Source organism: Flavobacterium pedocola (assembly GCF_053764385.1).
The window spans coordinates 618989-637943 of record NZ_JBSNCR010000001.1 but is presented as its reverse complement, the minus strand read 5'-3'; the positions used below and the strand labels follow the sequence as shown (position 1 = coordinate 637943).

Sequence of the window (18955 nt, the reverse complement as noted above, 5' to 3'; positions counted from 1 at the left end):
AAAATTACGATCGTAAGTAATCTTTAAGTTGATCATAAGTACTGATTTTTGTATTGACTTTTTCTTTGCCGAATAAACTTTTTATCTGCTGAGGAACGGTTAATTTAATATCCAGATTAGTTTCTACAATTTCAGAAAATTTAATCGGATGAGCTGTCTCAAGAAAAATGCCTATTGATTCAGGCTTCTTTTTTAATTCCTTCTGAAGTCCCAAATAACCCACAGCTCCGTGAGGTTCAGCAATATAGTTATGCTTTTCAAATAGAAATTTCATTGCAGCTTTCGTTTCGTCATCGGTAAAGGAATAAGCAGAAAAATCGTTTTTGAAGGCGTTTAAATCATGATTGTACAATTCCCTGATTCTGATAAAATTACTAGGATTACTTACGTCCATTGCGTTTGATAAAGTGGCAATTGTTTCTTTTGGCTGATAGGTTCCTTCCGTAAGAAATCTTGGAACTGTGTCATTTGCGTTAGTTGCAGCTACAAATTGATCGATTGGGATCCCCAATTTTTTGGCTAAAATTCCGGCACAAAGATTTCCGAAATTACCACTCGGACAGGAAAGAAGAATCGGTTTGTGAAACTTTTTCAGTTCGCGATAGGCAAAAAAGAAGTAAAACAGTTGTGGAAGCCAGCGCGCAATATTAATGGAATTCGCAGACGTCAGGTTTTTATCTTTTAAATCTGAATCTGAAAAGGCTTTTTTAACCATTGCCTGACAATCGTCAAAAGTTCCGTTTACTTCTAAAGCTGAAATGTTTTTTCTGAGCGTAGTCAGTTGTAATTCCTGAAAATCACTCACTTTTCCGCTTGGATAGAGAATCACAACATCAACATTTTTTACATCAAGAAAGCCATTGGCTACTGCGCCACCCGTATCTCCGGAAGTAGCTACCAAAACCGTAGTTCTTTTATCACTGTTCAGATTGAAATATCCTAAACAGCGCGACATGAATCGGGCGCCGACATCCTTAAAAGCCATAGTCGGGCCGTGATAAAGTTCAAGAGCATAACAGTTTTCGTTTATCGGAACTAAAGGAAAATCAAAGTTTAAGGTTTCTTTGATGATTTGTTTTAAAGTAGTTTCAGGGATTTCATTGCCGATGAATTGCCTGATAGCTTCAAAGGCGATTTCCTCATAATTCAGTTGCTCGATGGTTTCAAAAAAAGAGTAGGGAAGCGGCGTGATGGTTTCCGGAAAATACAAACCATTATCCGGAGCCAGACTATTGATCACGGCTTCTTGAAAAGTTGCCTTATGTGCTTTGTTATTTAGACTGTAATAGATCATTTCTTAATTTTCTAATTGATTATTCGAATGCCTTCAGCGTCAATTTTTGAAACATGGGTTTCAAAAGGAATGTTGGTTTTTGAAAATATTTCTGTCATAGCAACTTTAACTTTATTAGCAGTTTCAATACCTTTACTTAAAGTAAAAATTGATGGTCCTGAACCTGAAATCCCGCATCCTAAAGCGTTGTTTTCCAGTACCGCTTTTTTAATCGGATCAAAGTTAGGAATAAAAGGGCTTCGAAGCGGTTCAATGATTTCATCGTGTAAGGAACGCTGAATCAGATCATAATCATTAGTATATAATCCTGCAATCAGTCCGCCAAGGTTTCCCCATTGTGTTATGGCACTTTTTAAGGAAATATCAGGTTTTAAGACGGCTCGCATTTCCGAAGTTTTCAGTTCAATTTGAGGATGAATCACAGTGACATACAATTCAGAAGGACTTTCAATCCGAATAACATCTAAAGGTTTGTATCCGCGAACCAAAGTAAAACCGCCCAAAAGTGCCGGAGCGACATTATCCGCATGTTCACTGCCACTGGCTAAGGCTTCTCCTTTCATGGCAAAGTGGACCAATTCTTTTCTGGAGAAAGGTCTTCCTAGTAATTCATTGATGCCAAAAACTGCCCCGGAGGCACTGGCAGCCGAACTTCCGATACCACTGCCGGCTTTTATTTTTTTATGGATTTCGATGTCAAAGCCAAATTCTGTATTTATTTCTTTTAATAATGCTAAAGCAGCAACGCCGGCGACATTTTTTTCGGTTTCAAAAGGCAAATCGGCTCCGGTTATTTTGGTAATCCGGATTCCTTTTTCATTGGTTTTATGAATAATCATTTCGTCGCCAATAGTACTCAGGCAGAGTCCTAATACGTCAAATCCGCAGCAAATGTTGGCTACTGTGGCCGGGCAAAATAGTTTTATACTGTCCATGTTTCTTAAATTAAATGTTCCCGATTCTGATTACATCGGCAAAAATCCCTGAAGCAGTTACAGCAGCTCCGGCTCCGGCTCCTTTTATCAGTAGCGGCTGTTCGCTATAGCGTTCAGTATAAAACAAAACGATGTTGTCTTTTCCTTCCAAATTGTAAAAAGGATGCTCTTTTTCAATGAGTTGCAGGCCTACTTTTGCCTGACCGTTTTCAAATTCGGCTACATACTTCAAGCGGCAATTTTTATCCACTGCTTCCTGATACAACTTTTTGAAATGTGCCTCATGAAGTTCAAGATTTTTATAAAAATCTGCAAGCGAATCCGTTTCCATGACTTCATTTGGTAAAAAGTAATCGTTTTGAATCTGATCGATTTCCATCTCATAACCGCTTTCGCGAATCAGGATCAATATTTTACGCATTACATCAATGCCACTTAAATCGATTTTTGGATCGGGTTCGGTGTAACCTTCAATTCCGGCTTGTTTTACCACTTCATGAAAGCTGCATTGCTCATTAAAATTATTAAAAATGAAATTCAGGCTTCCGGACAAAACCGCTTGGATTTTATGTACTTTATCACCGGAAGCAATCAGGTTCTTGAGTGTGTCAATAATCGGTAAACCAGCACCAACATTGGTTTCAAACAAAAACGGAGCATTGTACTTCTTGGAAAGATATTTCAGGTTTTTATAGTTTTCGTATTGAGAAGAGCACGCGATTTTATTGCAGGTCACCACTGAAATATTTTGCTTTAAAAATCGGTCGTAAACCGATGCAATGCTTTCATTGGCAGTATTATCAATAAAAATGCTGTTGCGTAAATTTAATTCTTCTGCTTTGGAAATGAAATGGTTAATACAGGTTGGTTCGCCATTTTCCAAAAGTTCTTTCCAGTTTTCCAGCTGAATTCCGTCTTCGTTGAAATGCATTTTGGAAGAATTGGAAAGCGCTATGACACGAACATTAATTTTCAGATTGTCTTTCAGGTATTTTCGCTGCTGATGGATTTGTTCAATAAACTTGCTTCCCACATTACCTACACCGCTGATGAAAAGATTTAACTGCTTGATATTGTCTTCAAAGAACTTCTCATGTAAAGTGTTCAGTGCTTTTTTAACGTCTTTATTATCGATTACAGCGGATATGTTGCGTTCTGAAGCACCCTGGGCAATTGCTCTGATGTTCACATTGTTTTTTCCTAAGGCGCTAAACATTTTACCGCTCAATCCCTGATGGTTTTTCATGTTTTCCCCAACAACGGCAATAATGCTCAAATTGCTTTCTACAATGGCAGGTTTGATTTTAAATTGTTTTATTTCATAACTAAATTCTTCATCAATGGCATGTTTTGCTTTTTTGGCTTCATTTTCAGCAATACCAATACAAATTGAATGTTCTGAAGAAGCCTGTGTGATGAAAATCACATTGATTTTTTCTTTGGCAATGGCTCCGAAAAGACGTTTGGAAGCACCATAAATACCGATTAGCCCGGTGCCTTCCAAAGTAATCAAAGCAATATTTTCTATGTGACTGATTCCTTTTACAGGATTGTGATTAATATGGTTTTCACTGGAAATGAAAGTTCCCTGTGCTTCCGGTTCAAAAGTGTTTTTGATGAAAATGGGAATGTTTCGGTTCAGAACAGGCTGAATGGTTGGGGCATACAATACTTTTGCTCCAAAATGAGACAATTCCATTGCTTCTTTATAGGAAATCTGCGGGATTGGTTTGGCTTGTTTTACAATTTTAGGATTGGCTGTAAACATGCCGTTAACGTCTGTCCAGATTTCGAGTTGCTCGGCATCTAAGGCTGCGGCTATGATTGCAGCAGTATAGTCAGATCCGCCTCTGCCTAAAGTTGTAGTGTTTCCATTGGAATCTTCGGCAATAAATCCAGGCATAATGGTGATTTCCGCCTGATTTTTATCAAAATAATATTGAATCGAATAGTCCGTAATTTCGAAGTTCACCGCTGCATTTCCAAAATTGGAATTAGTGCTGATGAGCTGTCGGCTATCGATATAAACGACGTTCTTGGAATCCTGTTTCAGTTTCTCATAAATGATTCGGGACGAAAGTAATTCTCCAAAGGAAAGTAGGACATCTTTTGTTTTGTCAGACAGTTCGCCAAGCAGATAACAGCCTTCCAGTAAAGCCGCAATATTTGAAAAACATTCCTGAACATAAACAGAAATCTCTTTTTGATTTTCATTATCGAGAAGCCCTTCAATGGTTTCAAAATGCCTTTGTTCGATTTGCTTCAGCAGCTCTTTATAGGCAATATTTTTATTTTGTGCTTTAGCGACAGCATCCACTAAAACATCTGTAACACCTCCTAAGGCTGAAACGATTACTGCTTTTTTTCCCGCGATTCCATTGATTACTGAAATGCTCTGTGCTATGTTTTGTGGGTTGGCAACCGAAGTACCACCAAACTTTAAAACTTTCATATAATGTTGTTTTAGTTCTATTCGCTTAAAAATTGGTGATTTCTGTGACGAATTGAATTGTGATAAATAAAATGAGAGTTGTAAAAACAACCAGTGCCGTGTAAAAAATACACGTACGCAAACGGATTATATGAAATGATTATACCCCAAACGGGGTAGTCGTAGTTGTTGTAGTGGACGTTGATGTAACGGCAGCAGTATTCGCAACCAAAGAATCGGTTGTCGCTAAAATGCTGTATTGATAATTGTTACTCAACATGATACAAATATAAATCTTTTTCGGGAAACAAATCTTTTCTCACAAAAATAATTTTCAGGTGCGGTGAATTTCGTAAATTTATATATAAGGTTTATGTTATGGAAAATGCTGTATTAATTGATAAAAGTGAAGTTTTAAAACGCTTCAGAACAATCCCTGAAAACAGTCATAAAGGTATTCAGGGTCATGCGCTAATTGTTGGCGGAAGCTATGGAAAAATTGGCTCGATTTGCCTTGCCGCCAAAGCTTGCCTGAAGTCCGGTGCTGGTTTGGTTACGGCTTATATTCCTAAATGCGGTTACGAAATCGTGCAATCCGTCGTTCCTGAAGTGATGGTTTTAACGGATGATTATAATGAACATATCACTTCTGTTAATCATAAACTTGATTTGCAGGCGATTGGAGTAGGAATGGGGTTAGGACTTCATTCTGAAACGCAACAGGCCATGTTTCATTTTCTGAAATTAAATTCTGCGCCGATGGTTATTGATGCCGATGGGCTGAACATCCTTTCCGAAAATAAAGAATGGTTCGAAATGCTGCCCAAACAAACCGTTTTGACACCGCATTTAAAAGAATTGCAAAGATTGATAGGCGAATGGTCAACCGAGGATGAAATGCTTGAAAAAGTGAAATCCTTCTCAAAACAATTCAGCGTGATTGTGGTGGTTAAAGGCGCTCCGTCTTTAGTAGTTCATGAAGATAGGGTTTATCAGAATACGACTGGAAATCAGGCATTGGCTACAGCGGGCTCCGGCGATGTTTTGACCGGAATCATAACCGGATTATTGGCTCAGCAATACACTTCTGTAGATGCTGCCGTTTTAGGAGTTTACCTGCACGGATTGACAGCAGATTTAGCCGTTCCGGAAACGGGGTATCATTCTTTCATTGCTTCCGATATCATCGGTTATTTAGGAAAAGCTTTTTTGACGTTGACTAAATAAAAAAGACTGTCTCATTTACGAAACAGTCTTTTGTATATCAGATAATTAAAGTCTAATTTACTTGATTCCTAATTCCTCAAATTTAGCAACAAGCTTAGGATCAGACGGGCGAGGAGCATCAGCTGTAACGATGTTTCCGTTCGGGTCCACCAAAATAAATCTCGGAATACCTTCAATGGCATAATCAGTTACGAATTTTGAAGTCCAGTCGCTGTCGGCAAACAATTGGATTCCTCCAAGTTTTTTCTCTTCCACGAATTTTCTCCATTTTTCATAGTCTTTTTTCGTATCGATAGATAAACTTACGAACTCGATGTTTTTACCGTGATACTGCTCTTCAACTTTTTGTAAGCTAGGGATTTCGCGACGACATGGCCCACACCAAGTTGCCCAAACATCGATGTAAACGTATTTCCCTTTCAAGCTTTCCAAAGAAGTTTTTCCGCCTTTGAAATTTTCATAATCAAATTTAGGAGAAACGTTTCCTGGTGTTAAAGTTTTGATTTTGTTGAATTTAGTAGTCAGGTTTTCTTTGAATTTAGCATCAGTCGAAATGTTCATGATTTCATTGTAAAGTAAAGAAGCCTCTGGGTTTCCGGCACTAACTTCGTATGAAACATTCTGTAAATGCGCATTTCTGATCGCCTGGCTTTTTACTTTTTTAATTTCAGGAATAGCCAATTTATAAGTATATTCTTCATTCTCACCTAACTGTTTGTATAGGTTATTATTGAATTTTGTAGCCACCAATTGTTTGTAGGAAGAAGAGAATAAGAAATCCGATTCGTTATCTAAATCTGTTTTTTCATCATATTTAGGGAAGGTAGCAGATGGCTCGAATCCTTCTTTTTTAGCATAATGCGCATGATAAGAAGGGTAGTTCAAAAGTTGAAGCTGTTCGAAATAACCGATGCTTTTTACTTCGTTTTTCTTAAATGCTTCATCTGTAATTTTTGAGTTGTTCAATAAAACAGTCATTGCAGTTTTAACTTCTTTCAGTTTAGTAAGAAATGCTGTTTCCTCTAAACCATAAAATTCCTGCTGGCTAACCATTAACTTGTTAACTGCATTTGATTTTTCTGTAAAATATTGGTTTTCAGCCGCTCCTTTTCCGGAAAACTTCAAAGTAGGCATGAAATTTTTGTTATCCGCAGTAATTGTAAGTTTAGTGTTTTTACCTAAATACAACGAGGAACGGTTTCCTTTGGTCAATAAGTTATAACTTCCGACATAGTCGATCTGGAAAGTTTCTGAGAACGAACCGTCGGCCTTCAATGTGATTTCTTTTTCGAAGGATTCCCCTTTGATCATTACTTTCCCGTCATCCGTATTTGTGATTTTTCCCGAAACCGTTACTGTTTCCTTTGGTGTGGAAAAAGAAGCCAATACCATGACCATTAATAAATAAAGTGTGTTTTTCATGTTTAATAGTTATTTAGTTGCCCAAATGTAAAAAAAAATGATGATAAAAATTCATAACGAAATACTAATAAATAATCTTGCATTTTAAAGGCTTTTTACGGAATTTTGAGCCTGCAAACTAACAACCAGAATGGAAACAGTACATTATATCAGCTCCGATGTTTTTTCATTAGAGCTTCTGCATGAAATTATTTCACAACATCATACGCTAGAATTATCGGAAGAAGCGCGCATCAATATTGAGAAATGCCGTCTATATCTTGATAAAAAAATGGAAACCCACAGCGAACCTATCTACGGAATCAACACTGGTTTCGGATCGCTTTGCAATGTGAAGATTTCTAATGAAAACCTTTCCCAGTTACAGGAGAACTTAATGAAATCGCACGCGTGTGGTACCGGAGATGAAGTGCCGCATGAGATTGTGAAAATCATGTTGCTGCTGAAAATCAAATCGTTGAGTTATGGGAATTCAGGTGTTCAGTTGGCTACGGTTGAGCGTTTGATCGATTTTTACAATAACGATATCCTTCCGGTAGTTTATACACAAGGTTCCTTAGGGGCTTCAGGAGATTTGGCTCCGTTGGCCCATTTGTGTTTACCGTTAATTGGAGAAGGAGAGGTTTATGCAGACGGATTCCGTCAGCCGGCTATGAAAGTGTTGGAGAAAAATGGCTGGAAACCGGTTACGTTACAATCCAAAGAAGGGTTGGCATTGTTGAACGGAACGCAGTTCATGAGTTCCTACGGTTGTTACATTTTACTGAAAGCTTGTAAATATTCTTATTTAGCCGATGTAATCGGAGCGATTTCCTTAGAAGGTTTCGATGGAAGAATCGATCCGTTCAATGAATTGATTCACATTGTACGTCCGCACAAAGGACAAATCAATACGGCAAGACGTTTCAACGAATTGTTGGAAGACAGTGAAATTATCGCGCGCCCGAAAGCACATGTTCAGGATCCTTATTCGTTCCGTTGTATTCCGCAAGTACATGGTGCTTCGAAAGATACAATTGATTATGTGAAGAAAGTATTTAAGACAGAAATCAATTCGGTAACGGATAATCCTAATATTTTCATTAATGAAGATTTAATTGTTTCCGGAGGAAATTTCCACGGACAACCTCTTGCTTTAGCTTTAGACTTTTTAGGAATCGCTTTAGCAGAATTAGGAAGCATTTCTGAAAGAAGAACGTATCAGTTAATTTCCGGATTAAGAGAATTGCCTGCTTTCTTAGTTAGCAACCCAGGTTTGAATTCCGGTTTCATGATTCCTCAGTATACGGCAGCAAGTATTGTTAGCCAGAACAAACAATTGGCTACACCGTCAAGTATAGACAGTATTGTTTCCTCAAATGGTCAGGAAGATCATGTGAGTATGGGAGCAAACGGCGCTACGAAATGTTTGAAAATCATGGAGAATTTGGAGCGTATTTTGGCTATTGAGCTGATGAACGCGTCTCAGGCTATCGAATTCAGAAGGCCTTTAAAATCAAGTGAATTCATCGAAACCTTCTTGAAATCTTACCGCGAAGAAGTTCCGTTGGTGGAAGAAGACAGAATTTTGCATTATGACATCGAAAAATCAATTGCTTTCTTAAACAGTTTACAACTGGATAATGAAGTTTTGGAATAATATAAAAGCCTCAGAAATGAGGCTTTTTTTGTGTCTTAATTTTAAAGAAACAGACGTTTGTCAGTCTTCATAAAATTTAACGCCATTGATGCCGACAGGGCATAGTTTTCCATTTTTTACAAAATAATACACGTTGAAATTATTGTATTCGTAATCGTTTGACCTCACATATATTAAAGCTTTGAAATCATCATATAAAGGCTCTATTGCTGTAGATGTTTCTTTATCGCGATCGTCTTCAATCTCGAATAGTCCTATTTTATTCTTAATTTTTAAAATGATGAAATTCTCATAGCGTTTGTGAATTTCAAATGAATCGTATGCAATGGGAGCTATGAGTTTCATTTTGATATAATTGTAGATGCCCCATTTTTTATTTTTTCTCACCATGACAATTTCTTTGTTGAATTTCTCATCATAATTGTCTTTTAGGGCTTTTATTTCATCAAATTCTATGGAAGAGTTATTGAAACCTACTGAAATTCCATAGCTGTTTTTTTCTTTGAGTATAGTGAAAAACTTTGCATCTGTGTAATAAGTCCAATTGGTTTGATATCGCATGCCTTTTGTAAAATTCTCTCCGGTTACAGAAACAAATCTGGAATTCGAATTGCGGCTTATCGGGTGATCAACAGCTGTATAAGCAAAGTCTTCATTTTCGTCATTTTTTGGAAGTTCAAAAAAGTCTTCCTCTTTATTCAATTTAGTTGTGATGATAGTATATTCCTTTGTAAATAAGACAATTGTGTTGTTTTTAAAGCCAAAATACCCGATGTTGTTAAATTCCTTTTTAGGTCTGTAGAAGTCTTTGTAATCGAAAGGTTTGATCGAGTCATATTCCGGCTGAATTGTCCATTTTTTAGTAAGCGTATTGTAAATACCATACTTGCCATTTGTTTTAAGTTTATACTGCGCTCTGTGAAAATTTCTAAAAGTTTCAATCTCTTTCTCCAGAACATTTTTATTTTCATCTATTAAATCCCAATTACTTTCAGCACTTGATTTTACAAAAAACTTCATGCCGAATCTATTGAAAGTTTCGTCATCACATTTTATAATTTGATGGTAATCGGTTGCTAAGATAAACCTACCATTGATGTCTGAATATCCGGATTTACCATTTTTATAAACTAAAAATTCATTATTCTGACTATGAACAGGAATTCTGAAAATTGAATCGTATTCGACGGCAAGTCGCTCAATCCCTTCAGTGTTGATAATACCGGTTTTCCCATTTTTATAGACAAACCATCTGAAATTTTCCATATTTGGGTTTACAGAATCGTATTTTGGTTCGATTATGATTTTCCCGTTTTTATCTGCAAAACCCCATAAATTTCCTTTACGGTAAGGCACATTATAGGTTTGGGAAAAGCAAGAAAACGCAGTTAGAGCAACTAATAAAGAAAGAAGTTTGTTCATTCGGTTGTTTAATAATTGGTATTTTGTAAAGATATGTTTCTTATTTCATTTGACACCAAAACGGAGATTCATCTCTTTTAGGATTGTCGGTAAGTCGTTTGAGTTCTTTGGTTGCGATGTTGATGATCCAAATATCATAATTTTTGGAATCGCCACGGGTAAAAGCGATCCAATTTCCGTCCGGAGACCAGCTGGGTGAATAATCTTCTGGGGCATCATCCGTTAGTTTTTCAAGCTGACTTCCGTCAGGGTTCATAAGATATAAGTCATAAAACTTGGTTGTTTTGTCATATCCGTAAAAGGCAATTTTCTTTCCGTCCGGTGCATAAACCGCTCCGGAATCGTAACCTTCTTTATTGGTTAAGCGGGTTTCTTTCTTTGATTTTAAATCGATGCTGAAAATCTCACCGTTACCGGCTGCATTCGGATCATTCAAATCTTTCAGTTCTCTGGTAAACAGTAGTTTTCTACTGTTGTTGGAGAAGGAGGGTGATTCTTCAAAATAGGCGTTACTGGTAATCTGGACAGTGTTTTTTCCGTCGTGATCCATTATGAAAATATCGCCGTTTTTATCGTTTCGGTCGGACACAAATGCAATTTTACCGTTATCGTTTGAAAATACGGGGATTCTGTCATTTGCCTTATTATTGCTTAGATTTACCGGATTGGATCCATCGCCATTCATAATGTAAATCTGATCATTTCCCTCACGATTCGAATAAAACAATATTTTTCGGCAATCATATGACCATCCAAATCCATAATCGGTCTTTGGACTGTTGGAACGATTGGTTTGGTTACTGCCGTCAGTATTCATCGTATACACTTCATAATTGCCGTCTCTTGTGGAAGCAAAACCGATTTTTCCCGAATGCAGATTTTGAGCATCACTTAAACCGATACTTAACAGCGCCAGAGAACAAAAAACAATTCGTTTCATTTTCGCTTATTTCATAAAATGAATACTGATGATGGCCAGGATAGCCGGGACAGACTGCACATAAAATATGGATTTCTGAACCGTAATGGCACCGTAAACACCTGCGACAAAGACACAGCTAAGGAAAAATAAGGCTATATGAAAACTCCAATGAGGATCACAGATTAACAGTGACCAAATTAAACCTGCTGCCAAAAATCCGTTATACAATCCTTGATTACCAGCCATTTGTTTTGTTTTCTCGAACATTTCTTCCGGCACTTTCCGGAATACTTTTTTTGCATAGGTTGTCCAGGCAAACATTTCAAGCCATACGATATAAAGATGGATGAAGGCAACAAAGCCGATAAGGATTTTTGAGAGTAAGGTCATAGTGATCAGATGTTTGAATATTATTTATAAGCAATTGCAGCACTGGCCGGTCCGACAAGTGGAATGATTTCTACGCGTTTAAATCCGGCTTCTTTAACCCAAGATTCGAAATCGGCACCGGTATAATCAAAAGCGACACCAAATTCAATTAACATGTTAAGAGACATCATTAAACCGAAAGTGTTTTTTCTCCTGTCATCATCAATTAGTGATTCAATTGCTATGAAAGCGCCTCCTTCCGGTAATGCGTTGTATGCTTTTTTAATCAGCATTTTTTTGTTTTCCAGATCCCAATCGTGCAAAATCAATCCCATTGTAATCACGTCTGCCTTTGGAAACTCATCTGTAAAAAAATTAATTACGCCGGATTTTACCTGATTACTCACTCCATGTGCTGTAATAGTTTCATCTGTAATTGGTGCAACTTGAGGTAAATCAAGTGAAAGACAATTCATATGTGGGTTATGCGTAGCGACCTGAATGGAAAGTATTCCTGCAGCACCTCCAATATCACAAAGGGTTTTGTAAGGTGAAAAATCAAATTTCTGGGCAAGAGCAACAAAGTTTCCGGTTGAAATTCCCGACATGGCCTGAATAAATTGTTTAAGGCGAGTGGGATCTGCATACAACTCATCAAACATGGATTTGCCATTGCGTTTCAATTCATTTTGAGGTTGTCCGGTGATAAGCGCAGTATCTAAATCCGCCCAGAATCTGAACAAACGGTCGTTGGCCATTTCAAGGATTCCGCCTACATAGGAAGGTTTGTTTTTGTCAAGAAAAAATTCGGTTTCTTCGGTGTTACTGTATTCAGCAGTTTCAAGAAGGCCTGATCTGTTGAGAAATCCCATCGAAACCAGTCCGTCCAGAAAATCATAAACGCCGCGATCGTGCAGGCCTAATGCACTTTGAATTTGTTTACCGCTGAGTTTCTTATTTCCGCCAAGCGTTGTAAAAACGCCAAGTTTGACGGCTGTGAGTAAGGCTTTTGATGCAAAAAAAGCCATTCCGGTTTGCATTATGTATGCAGGGGTAATTTGGGTTTGCGGTACTGTTGTTGTTTCCATACTCATGGTTTATTTAATGTTAGTAAAACTTCGATAAAGACTGAGGCGAAAACAAACCTAAATTTATGAAATATTTTTTTACAAAATCAAACTATTTTGCAGGGTTTGTTTTTTTGTATAATGCTGATTTTAAAAATGTTACTAAGTAATTTAGTTTTAAAATTTGAAGTTTATTTTTTAAACAGACCGTTAGGGTTTTGGTCGTTGTAAATTTTGATGATCAGCTTAATTCCTGCAATTGCCAGACAAAACATTCCAAGAATCAATATAAGCGAAGCATAAGGCCATTGCATTACTTTGAACAGTAAACCGACTAATGCTATAACACAGCCTAAAATAAAGAGGTAACGTATATTTTTCATGATTAATTTCTTTCTTCAAATGGTGTAATGATTCCTTTTTCCAGGTATTGTTTCATTTGTCGTAAAAGATTTGCCCAGCAATAGCTCGCAATTCTGAATTCCTGACTGATTTCTTCCCAATCGCTATGATAAAACTGAACATAAGTTGTGTTTGGGGAAACTTCCGTTAATTTGAATCCGAAACTTGTTGGTAACCATTCTTTCTTGGCATGTTTTACGGAAAATTCTATTTCTTCATTTTCGATGAATTTCGAAACTGTCGCAAACCAGTTATATTCTTCTGCAAAATATAAATTGTATTCTTCGTTTAGTGCCGGCTTACCTGAACAGCGTAAAGTCCACCAGTTATTTAGCCCTTCCGGCGTACTGACAGCTTCAAACACCCGCTCTTTTGGGGTGCTGATAGTAAAATCGTGATAAATCGTATTCATGATCAATTACTTTTCGTTTTCAAATATTTTCTCAATTCGTTTGTCCGGAATTAACCACATCATGGCAACCAAAGCATATATAATTCCTGAAATTGCTTCGTGGTAATACGTTGAAAATATTGCGATTAAGTACAAAACAGGCGAGGCTTTTCCTTTGAAATCATTTCCGATGGCTCTTGACAGCAGTGAATCTTTTCCGTGGCTTTTGATGATCAGGTTTTGAAGAATGAAGTACGCAATCCCGCACATCAACAGCACAAAACCATATAAAAGCATAGGAATGGGGGCAAAGTGATGTTCGCCAATCCAGGCCGTGGAAAACGGAATCAGCGAAAGCCAAAACAATAAATGCAGGTTAGCCCATAAAATACCGCCGGTCACATGTTTTACGGTGTGCATCATATGATGATGGTTGTTCCAGTAAATACCTACATAAATAAAACTCAATACATAACTGATAAACACCGGAAACAACTTGAACAAAGATTTTAAATCCGTTCCTTCAGGGGTTTGGATCTCTAAAACCATGATGGTAATGATGATGGCTAAAACACCGTCACTAAAGGCTTCTAGTCGGTTTTTGTTCATAGAATCAGCTTAATGATTTATGGGTTCTTTTTTTGTGATGGGTTTGTCGTAATTCATTTTCACCACTGATGATGCTAATGTTTCCGTCTATTTCCAGCATTGCTAATCGGACATCTTTATAATGTTCAACACCATGTTCGCGCATAGCTTCCTGCAATTCATCTGAAGTAATCCCTAATTTGGATAGTGTGTCAAATTCCGCCTTACCGTTGTGGATTAAAATCTGCGGTTTATCATGCATCAAATTACCGAAAGACTTATACTTAAACATCAGTTTTTTAAGTATGAAATTGATCAGAAACAATACAAAAGCCGCAGTCAACCCGCCCCAAAGACTAGTGTCGCTCCCCACCATTGCATTCTGTACGGAGTTGCTGATCAGTAATATCAGAATAACATCCGATGTATTGAGTTGGGAAAGTTCTTTCTTGCCAAAAATCCGCAAAGCGGTAACCATAAAGAAATAAACGGCTACACTTCTGAGGATTATGTCAAGATAAGGGTTCATTTTTATAAATTACGAATTACGAATTACGAATTACGAATTACGAATTACGAATTACGAATTTCAAATCTAAAATCTAAAATCACCAATTATTTCCATTTAAAATTTTTCTCAATCGCTTTGATCATTTCTCCGGCGATATCTTTTTGGGTTGCGCCTTCGATACCTTCTAAACCAGGCGAGGAATTTACTTCCAACAACAAAGGGCCTTTAGAGGAACGGATAATGTCTACTCCGGCCACTTTCAGGTTCATGGCTTTTGCAGCTTTAATGGCGATTCGTTTTTCTTCCGCTGTTACTTTTACCACGGACGCTGTTCCGCCTAAGTGGATGTTTGCACGGAATTCTCCCGGAAGTGCCTCACGTTGCATGGCGGCTACTACTTTTCCGTCTACTACAAACAAACGCAAATCTTTACCATTGGCTTCTTTGATGAATTCCTGCACTAAGATGTTGGCATTCAAACTCTTGAAAGCATTGATTACAGATTCGGCCGCTTTTTTGGTTTCGGCTAAAACAACTCCTTTTCCTTGTGTTCCTTCCAGTAATTTTACAATTAGGGGAGAACCGCCCACCATTTTGATTAAGTCGTTTGTGTCAAGCGGGGAATTGGCAAAACCGGTTGTCGGAATGTCAACTCCATTATTCAGAAGCAATTGCAACGAAAACAGTTTGTCTCTCGACTGGCTGATTGCTGCCGAATTGTTCAAAGCAAATACTTTAAGCGCTTCAAACTGACGTGTTATCGCACAGCCGTAATAGGTCATGCTCGGGCGAATACGCGGAATTACCGCATCAAAATCATTTAAAACACGACCGCCGCGGTAATGGATTTCTGGTGTATCGGCATCGAGTTTCATGTAACAGTATTTCAGGTTCAGGAAATGCATTTCATGACCACGCATTTCACCAGCTTCCATAATTCTTTTGTTACTGTATAATTCCGGGTTACTGGCTAAAAGACCAATACGTAAACCTTTTTTACCGGTATCTTCTGTATAATAGTATTCCTTAATCTTTTCATTGGTAGGCTGTCCTAACAAGTATTTTTGTTCAGGATCCACCAAAATTCTGCCGGACATCGCTTCACGGCCTAACAGCATGCGGAATCCCATCGAATCACGATTGGTTAACGTAAGTTCTACTTCCCAAGTGCTTCCGCCAATTTCCAGAGGTGTACGGATTACATAACGCTGTTCGCGGTAACCGCTTGAACTTTTTACAACGCGTTTGTCAATCAAAAGGGTTTCGCAATGGATAACCGCTTTTAAATTATTCTGAATAGGATTGATGTCGAATTTTACCCAATTTTCACCGTTTCTTTCAAAAGGTGTGATATTGGTGGCGTGCAGTGCCGATGTTTTTGCGCCGGAATCCACACGTGCTTTGATTACAGGAATTCCAAGAGAAGGGAAGGAGCACCATTCTTCGCTCCCTACGATTACTTTGTCCAGCATTTGAAATGTTTTAATAAACTAATGTACTATTTTTTTCCAAATGCAAAACAAATTTGTTTAAAAAAGAAAAAGCCTACTAATTAGTAGGCTCTTCTGCTTTTTTGATGGTGACTTTCAGTTCTTGTTTTTCGTCGTCCAAATCCATGAAAATTTCATCACCCATGTTTATTTTGGAAGTAATGATTTCTTCTGCCAATTCGTCCTCAACATATTTCTGAATCGCACGTTTTAATGGTCTTGCACCGAATTGTTTGTCGAAACCTTTTTCGGCGATATAGTCTTTTGCTTTTTCGGATAATTTCAGTTTGTATCCTAAATCCGCAACGCGTTCATACAATTTGTCCATTTCGATATCGATAATCAGGTCGATATGTTCTTTTTCCAAAGCATTGAATACAATTACGTCATCAATACGGTTTAAGAATTCCGGAGCAAATGCTTTTTTCAATGCATTTTCGATAATTCCTTTAGAAACGTCATCTGCCTGAGCTTCTTTTGAAGCGGTTCCGAAACCAACCCCGGTTCCGAAATCTTTCAACTGACGTGCTCCAACATTAGAAGTCATGATGATGATCGTATTTCTGAAATCGATTTTACGGCCTAAACTGTCGGTTAAGTGCCCGTCGTCCAAAACCTGTAACATCATGTTGAATACATCCGGATGCGCTTTTTCGATCTCATCCAACAATACAACACAGTAAGGTTTTCTGCGGACTTTTTCAGTTAACTGACCGCCTTCTTCGTAACCAACATATCCCGGAGGCGCTCCGACTAATCTTGAAATTGCAAATTTTTCCATGTATTCACTCATGTCGATACGAACCAGTGCGTCTTCAGAATCGAATAATTCTTTAGCAATAACTTTAGCTAATTGAGTTTTACCCACACCGGTCTGACCTAAGAAAATAAACGAACCGATTGGTTTGTTCGGATCTTTTAATCCGGCACGGTTTCTTTGGATGGATTTGGCAATTTTTAATACTGCTTCATCTTGTCCAATTACCTTACCTTTAATTAGTTCCGGCAAGTGAGCTAACTTGTTACTTTCAGTTTGAGCAATACGGTTTACAGGGATTCCGGTCATCATGGAAACTACGTCTGCAACGTTGTCTTCCGTAACGGTGATTCTGTTGTTTTTAGAATCTTCTTCCCATTGTTCCTGAGCAATCGCCAAATCTTTTTCGATGCGTTTTTCATCATCTCTTAATTTGGCAGCTTCTTCATATTTCTGTTTCTTAACTACGGAATTTTTAAGCTCACGAACTTCTTCCAATTGTTTTTCTAATTCCAGAATTTGTTTAGGAACATCTATATTGGTAATGTGTACGCGTGAACCTGCTTCGTCTAAAGCGTCGATAGCTTTGTCCGGTAAGAAACGCTCGGTCATATAACGGTTGGTCAATTTTACACAAGCTTCGATTGCTTCCTGAGTATAAATTACGTTATGATGATCTTCGTATTTATTTTTGATGTTGTTCAGAATTGTAATGGTTTCTTCTACGGAAGTAGGCTCCACGATTACTTTCTGGAAACGTCTTTCCAAAGCACCGTCTTTTTCTATGTACTGGCGGTATTCATCAAGGGTTGTAGCACCAATACATTGGATTTCTCCACGCGCTAAAGCTGGTTTAAACATGTTAGATGCGTCCAGTGAACCTGTTGCTCCTCCAGCTCCAACAATAGTGTGAATCTCGTCAATGAAAAGGATAATGTCATCATTTTTCTCCAACTCGTTCATCACGGCTTTCATGCGTTCTTCAAACTGACCGCGGTATTTGGTTCCGGCTACTAAACTCGCCAAATCCAGCGTTACCACACGTTTGTTGAATAAAATACGGGATACTTTCTTCTGAATGATTCTAAGCGCTAAACCTTCCGCAATGGCAGATTTACCAACACCCGGTTCACCAATCAGTAACGGGTTGTTTTTCTTTCTTCGGCTCAAAATCTGGGATACGCGCTCAATTTCTTTTTCACGTCCCACTACCGGATCGAGTTTTCCTTCTTCGGCTAATTCGGTCAAATCTCGTCCGAAGTTATCCAAAACAGGAGTTTTCGATTTTTTATTAGCCTTACCTGGCGCGTTAGGGTTGTTGAAGCCGCCGTCACGCAAACTGTCATCTTGTCCGGAATCGTCGTTAAACGATTCGTTTTTAGGTAGGTTATCGATGTAATCTTCTTCGTTTGATGTCATAGCTATAAATTGTTCTTTAACGAGTTCGTAGTCGATTTTTAATTTGTTTAGGAGTTTTGTGGTCGGGTCGTTCTCGTTGCGGAGAATACACAACAACAAATGAGCGGTACTTATCGAAGTACTCTGGAAAACCTTTGCTTCCAGGAAAGTCGTGCGCAATGCTCGCTCTGCCTGGCGGGTTAAATGCAGGTTTTTCTTTTCGGTACTTCTGTCTGCATTAGGATTTGGGGGACTAACGATTTCGATTTTTCGGCGTAAATATTCTAAATCCACCGATAAATTGTTCAATATATTGATAGCGGTTCCGTTGCCGTCTCTTAAAATCCCGAGCATTAAATGTTCTGTACCAATGAAGTCGTGCCCCAGTCGTAAAGCTTCTTCTTTACTGTAGGTGATCACGTCTTTTACCCTTGGTGAAAAATTATCGTCCATTGCAAAAATCTTTATACTGTAAATTTACTAATTCTATTGTGGTTGTGCAAAAACCGTACCTGACAGATTTAGTATTCCTTATTTGCTAATAGACGAAAAAAAATCGAGAAAAAAAAGACAAAATAGCAGGTTTTATTAACTTTTTAAAGGTTTTTCAATGTTAATAAATCCTTTAAAATTGTGGATAAATTACTGTTGTGCTACTTTAAAAATATGTATATTGGCACGTTTAGAAAA

General features: G+C 37.9%; 16 protein-coding genes. 2 read left to right on the top strand and 14 right to left on the bottom strand.

Annotated features, from left to right (window positions below; genetic code table 11):
- Positions 1–4: 4 nt before the first annotated feature.
- From thrC to thrA, 3 genes are read right to left on the bottom strand one after another with little or no spacing between them, the layout of a single operon-like run.
- On the bottom strand, positions 5–1294 hold the full coding sequence (gene thrC, locus ACWPKD_RS03105; protein ID WP_455411213.1) for a threonine synthase: 1290 nt from the start codon (positions 1292–1294) through the stop codon (positions 5–7).
- Between the two features lie 11 nt (positions 1295–1305).
- Positions 1306–2229, bottom strand: coding sequence for a homoserine kinase (locus tag ACWPKD_RS03100; RefSeq protein WP_455411212.1), 924 nt, complete (start codon positions 2227–2229; stop codon positions 1306–1308).
- 10 nt (positions 2230–2239) lie between these two features.
- Complete coding sequence (gene thrA / locus ACWPKD_RS03095; protein ID WP_455411211.1) at positions 2240–4681, bottom strand: bifunctional aspartate kinase/homoserine dehydrogenase I; 2442 nt, start codon at positions 4679–4681, stop codon at positions 2240–2242.
- Between the two features lie 357 nt (positions 4682–5038).
- Here thrA and ACWPKD_RS03090 point away from each other — a divergent pair, with 357 nt between their 5' ends.
- Entirely contained in the window at positions 5039–5887 is an 849-nt protein-coding gene (locus tag ACWPKD_RS03090) for an NAD(P)H-hydrate dehydratase (protein ID WP_455411210.1), read from the top strand.
- 57 nt (positions 5888–5944) lie between these two features.
- Here ACWPKD_RS03090 and ACWPKD_RS03085 read toward each other — a convergent pair whose 3' ends face one another.
- Positions 5945–7309: a redoxin domain-containing protein gene (locus tag ACWPKD_RS03085; protein WP_455411209.1), complete on the bottom strand. Its 1365-nt coding sequence runs from the start codon at positions 7307–7309 to the stop codon at positions 5945–5947.
- A 130-nt stretch (positions 7310–7439) separates the two neighbouring features.
- Here ACWPKD_RS03085 and hutH point away from each other — a divergent pair, with 130 nt between their 5' ends.
- Positions 7440–8948: a histidine ammonia-lyase gene (gene hutH, locus ACWPKD_RS03080; RefSeq protein WP_455411208.1), complete on the top strand. Its 1509-nt coding sequence runs from the start codon at positions 7440–7442 to the stop codon at positions 8946–8948.
- A 60-nt stretch (positions 8949–9008) separates the two neighbouring features.
- Here the strand turns inward: hutH and ACWPKD_RS03075 are convergent, their stop codons facing one another.
- The 10 genes from ACWPKD_RS03075 to ACWPKD_RS03030 all read right to left on the bottom strand — a co-directional run bounded on the left by ACWPKD_RS03075 (position 9009) and on the right by ACWPKD_RS03030 (position 18718).
- On the bottom strand, positions 9009–10370 hold the full coding sequence (locus ACWPKD_RS03075; protein WP_455411207.1) for a WG repeat-containing protein: 1362 nt from the start codon (positions 10368–10370) through the stop codon (positions 9009–9011).
- 40 nt (positions 10371–10410) lie between these two features.
- Positions 10411–11310 (bottom strand): TolB family protein, encoded by a 900-nt coding sequence (locus ACWPKD_RS03070; RefSeq protein ID WP_455411206.1) that lies wholly within the window; start codon positions 11308–11310, stop codon positions 10411–10413.
- A 6-nt stretch (positions 11311–11316) separates the two neighbouring features.
- A complete protein-coding gene (locus ACWPKD_RS03065; RefSeq protein WP_455411205.1) occupies positions 11317–11682 on the bottom strand; it encodes a DUF1304 domain-containing protein in 366 nt (121 codons plus the stop codon).
- A gap of 20 nt (positions 11683–11702) precedes the next feature.
- Complete coding sequence (locus ACWPKD_RS03060) at positions 11703–12749, bottom strand: methyltransferase (RefSeq protein ID WP_455411204.1); 1047 nt, start codon at positions 12747–12749, stop codon at positions 11703–11705.
- Between the two features lie 170 nt (positions 12750–12919).
- Positions 12920–13111 (bottom strand): GldL-related protein, encoded by a 192-nt coding sequence (locus ACWPKD_RS03055; protein ID WP_455411203.1) that lies wholly within the window; start codon positions 13109–13111, stop codon positions 12920–12922.
- 2 nt (positions 13112–13113) lie between these two features.
- Positions 13114–13542: an SRPBCC family protein gene (locus ACWPKD_RS03050; RefSeq protein ID WP_455411202.1), complete on the bottom strand. Its 429-nt coding sequence runs from the start codon at positions 13540–13542 to the stop codon at positions 13114–13116.
- A 6-nt stretch (positions 13543–13548) separates the two neighbouring features.
- On the bottom strand, positions 13549–14130 hold the full coding sequence (locus ACWPKD_RS03045; protein WP_455411201.1) for a TMEM175 family protein: 582 nt from the start codon (positions 14128–14130) through the stop codon (positions 13549–13551).
- Between the two features lie 4 nt (positions 14131–14134).
- Positions 14135–14638, bottom strand: a complete 504-nt coding sequence (locus tag ACWPKD_RS03040; protein ID WP_455411200.1) for a DUF421 domain-containing protein — start codon at positions 14636–14638, stop codon at positions 14135–14137.
- 86 nt (positions 14639–14724) lie between these two features.
- Positions 14725–16092: a 30S ribosomal protein S6--L-glutamate ligase gene (gene rimK, locus ACWPKD_RS03035; RefSeq protein ID WP_455411199.1), complete on the bottom strand. Its 1368-nt coding sequence runs from the start codon at positions 16090–16092 to the stop codon at positions 14725–14727.
- Between the two features lie 76 nt (positions 16093–16168).
- Positions 16169–18718 carry an ATP-dependent Clp protease ATP-binding subunit gene (locus tag ACWPKD_RS03030; RefSeq protein WP_455411198.1) on the bottom strand — a complete coding sequence of 850 codons (2550 nt, stop codon included), beginning with the start codon at positions 18716–18718 and terminating at the stop codon, positions 16169–16171.
- Positions 18719–18955 lie beyond the last annotated feature (237 nt).

What these genes read in the sequence shown, in the direction of transcription:
- thrC (WP_455411213.1), bottom strand. Translation starts at nt 1,294, where the DNA reads ATGATCTATTACAGTCTAAATAACAAAGCACATAAGGCAACTTTTCAA.
- ACWPKD_RS03100 (WP_455411212.1), bottom strand. Translation starts at nt 2,229, where the DNA reads ATGGACAGTATAAAACTATTTTGCCCGGCCACAGTAGCCAACATTTGC.
- thrA (WP_455411211.1), bottom strand. Translation starts at nt 4,681, where the DNA reads ATGAAAGTTTTAAAGTTTGGTGGTACTTCGGTTGCCAACCCACAAAAC.
- ACWPKD_RS03090 (WP_455411210.1), top strand. Translation starts at nt 5,039, where the DNA reads ATGGAAAATGCTGTATTAATTGATAAAAGTGAAGTTTTAAAACGCTTC.
- ACWPKD_RS03085 (WP_455411209.1), bottom strand. Translation starts at nt 7,309, where the DNA reads ATGAAAAACACACTTTATTTATTAATGGTCATGGTATTGGCTTCTTTT.
- hutH (WP_455411208.1), top strand. Translation starts at nt 7,440, where the DNA reads ATGGAAACAGTACATTATATCAGCTCCGATGTTTTTTCATTAGAGCTT.
- ACWPKD_RS03075 (WP_455411207.1), bottom strand. Translation starts at nt 10,370, where the DNA reads ATGAACAAACTTCTTTCTTTATTAGTTGCTCTAACTGCGTTTTCTTGC.
- ACWPKD_RS03070 (WP_455411206.1), bottom strand. Translation starts at nt 11,310, where the DNA reads ATGAAACGAATTGTTTTTTGTTCTCTGGCGCTGTTAAGTATCGGTTTA.
- ACWPKD_RS03065 (WP_455411205.1), bottom strand. Translation starts at nt 11,682, where the DNA reads ATGACCTTACTCTCAAAAATCCTTATCGGCTTTGTTGCCTTCATCCAT.
- ACWPKD_RS03060 (WP_455411204.1), bottom strand. Translation starts at nt 12,749, where the DNA reads ATGGAAACAACAACAGTACCGCAAACCCAAATTACCCCTGCATACATA.
- ACWPKD_RS03055 (WP_455411203.1), bottom strand. Translation starts at nt 13,111, where the DNA reads ATGAAAAATATACGTTACCTCTTTATTTTAGGCTGTGTTATAGCATTA.
- ACWPKD_RS03050 (WP_455411202.1), bottom strand. Translation starts at nt 13,542, where the DNA reads ATGAATACGATTTATCACGATTTTACTATCAGCACCCCAAAAGAGCGG.
- ACWPKD_RS03045 (WP_455411201.1), bottom strand. Translation starts at nt 14,130, where the DNA reads ATGAACAAAAACCGACTAGAAGCCTTTAGTGACGGTGTTTTAGCCATC.
- ACWPKD_RS03040 (WP_455411200.1), bottom strand. Translation starts at nt 14,638, where the DNA reads ATGAACCCTTATCTTGACATAATCCTCAGAAGTGTAGCCGTTTATTTC.
- rimK (WP_455411199.1), bottom strand. Translation starts at nt 16,092, where the DNA reads ATGCTGGACAAAGTAATCGTAGGGAGCGAAGAATGGTGCTCCTTCCCT.
- ACWPKD_RS03030 (WP_455411198.1), bottom strand. Translation starts at nt 18,718, where the DNA reads ATGGACGATAATTTTTCACCAAGGGTAAAAGACGTGATCACCTACAGT.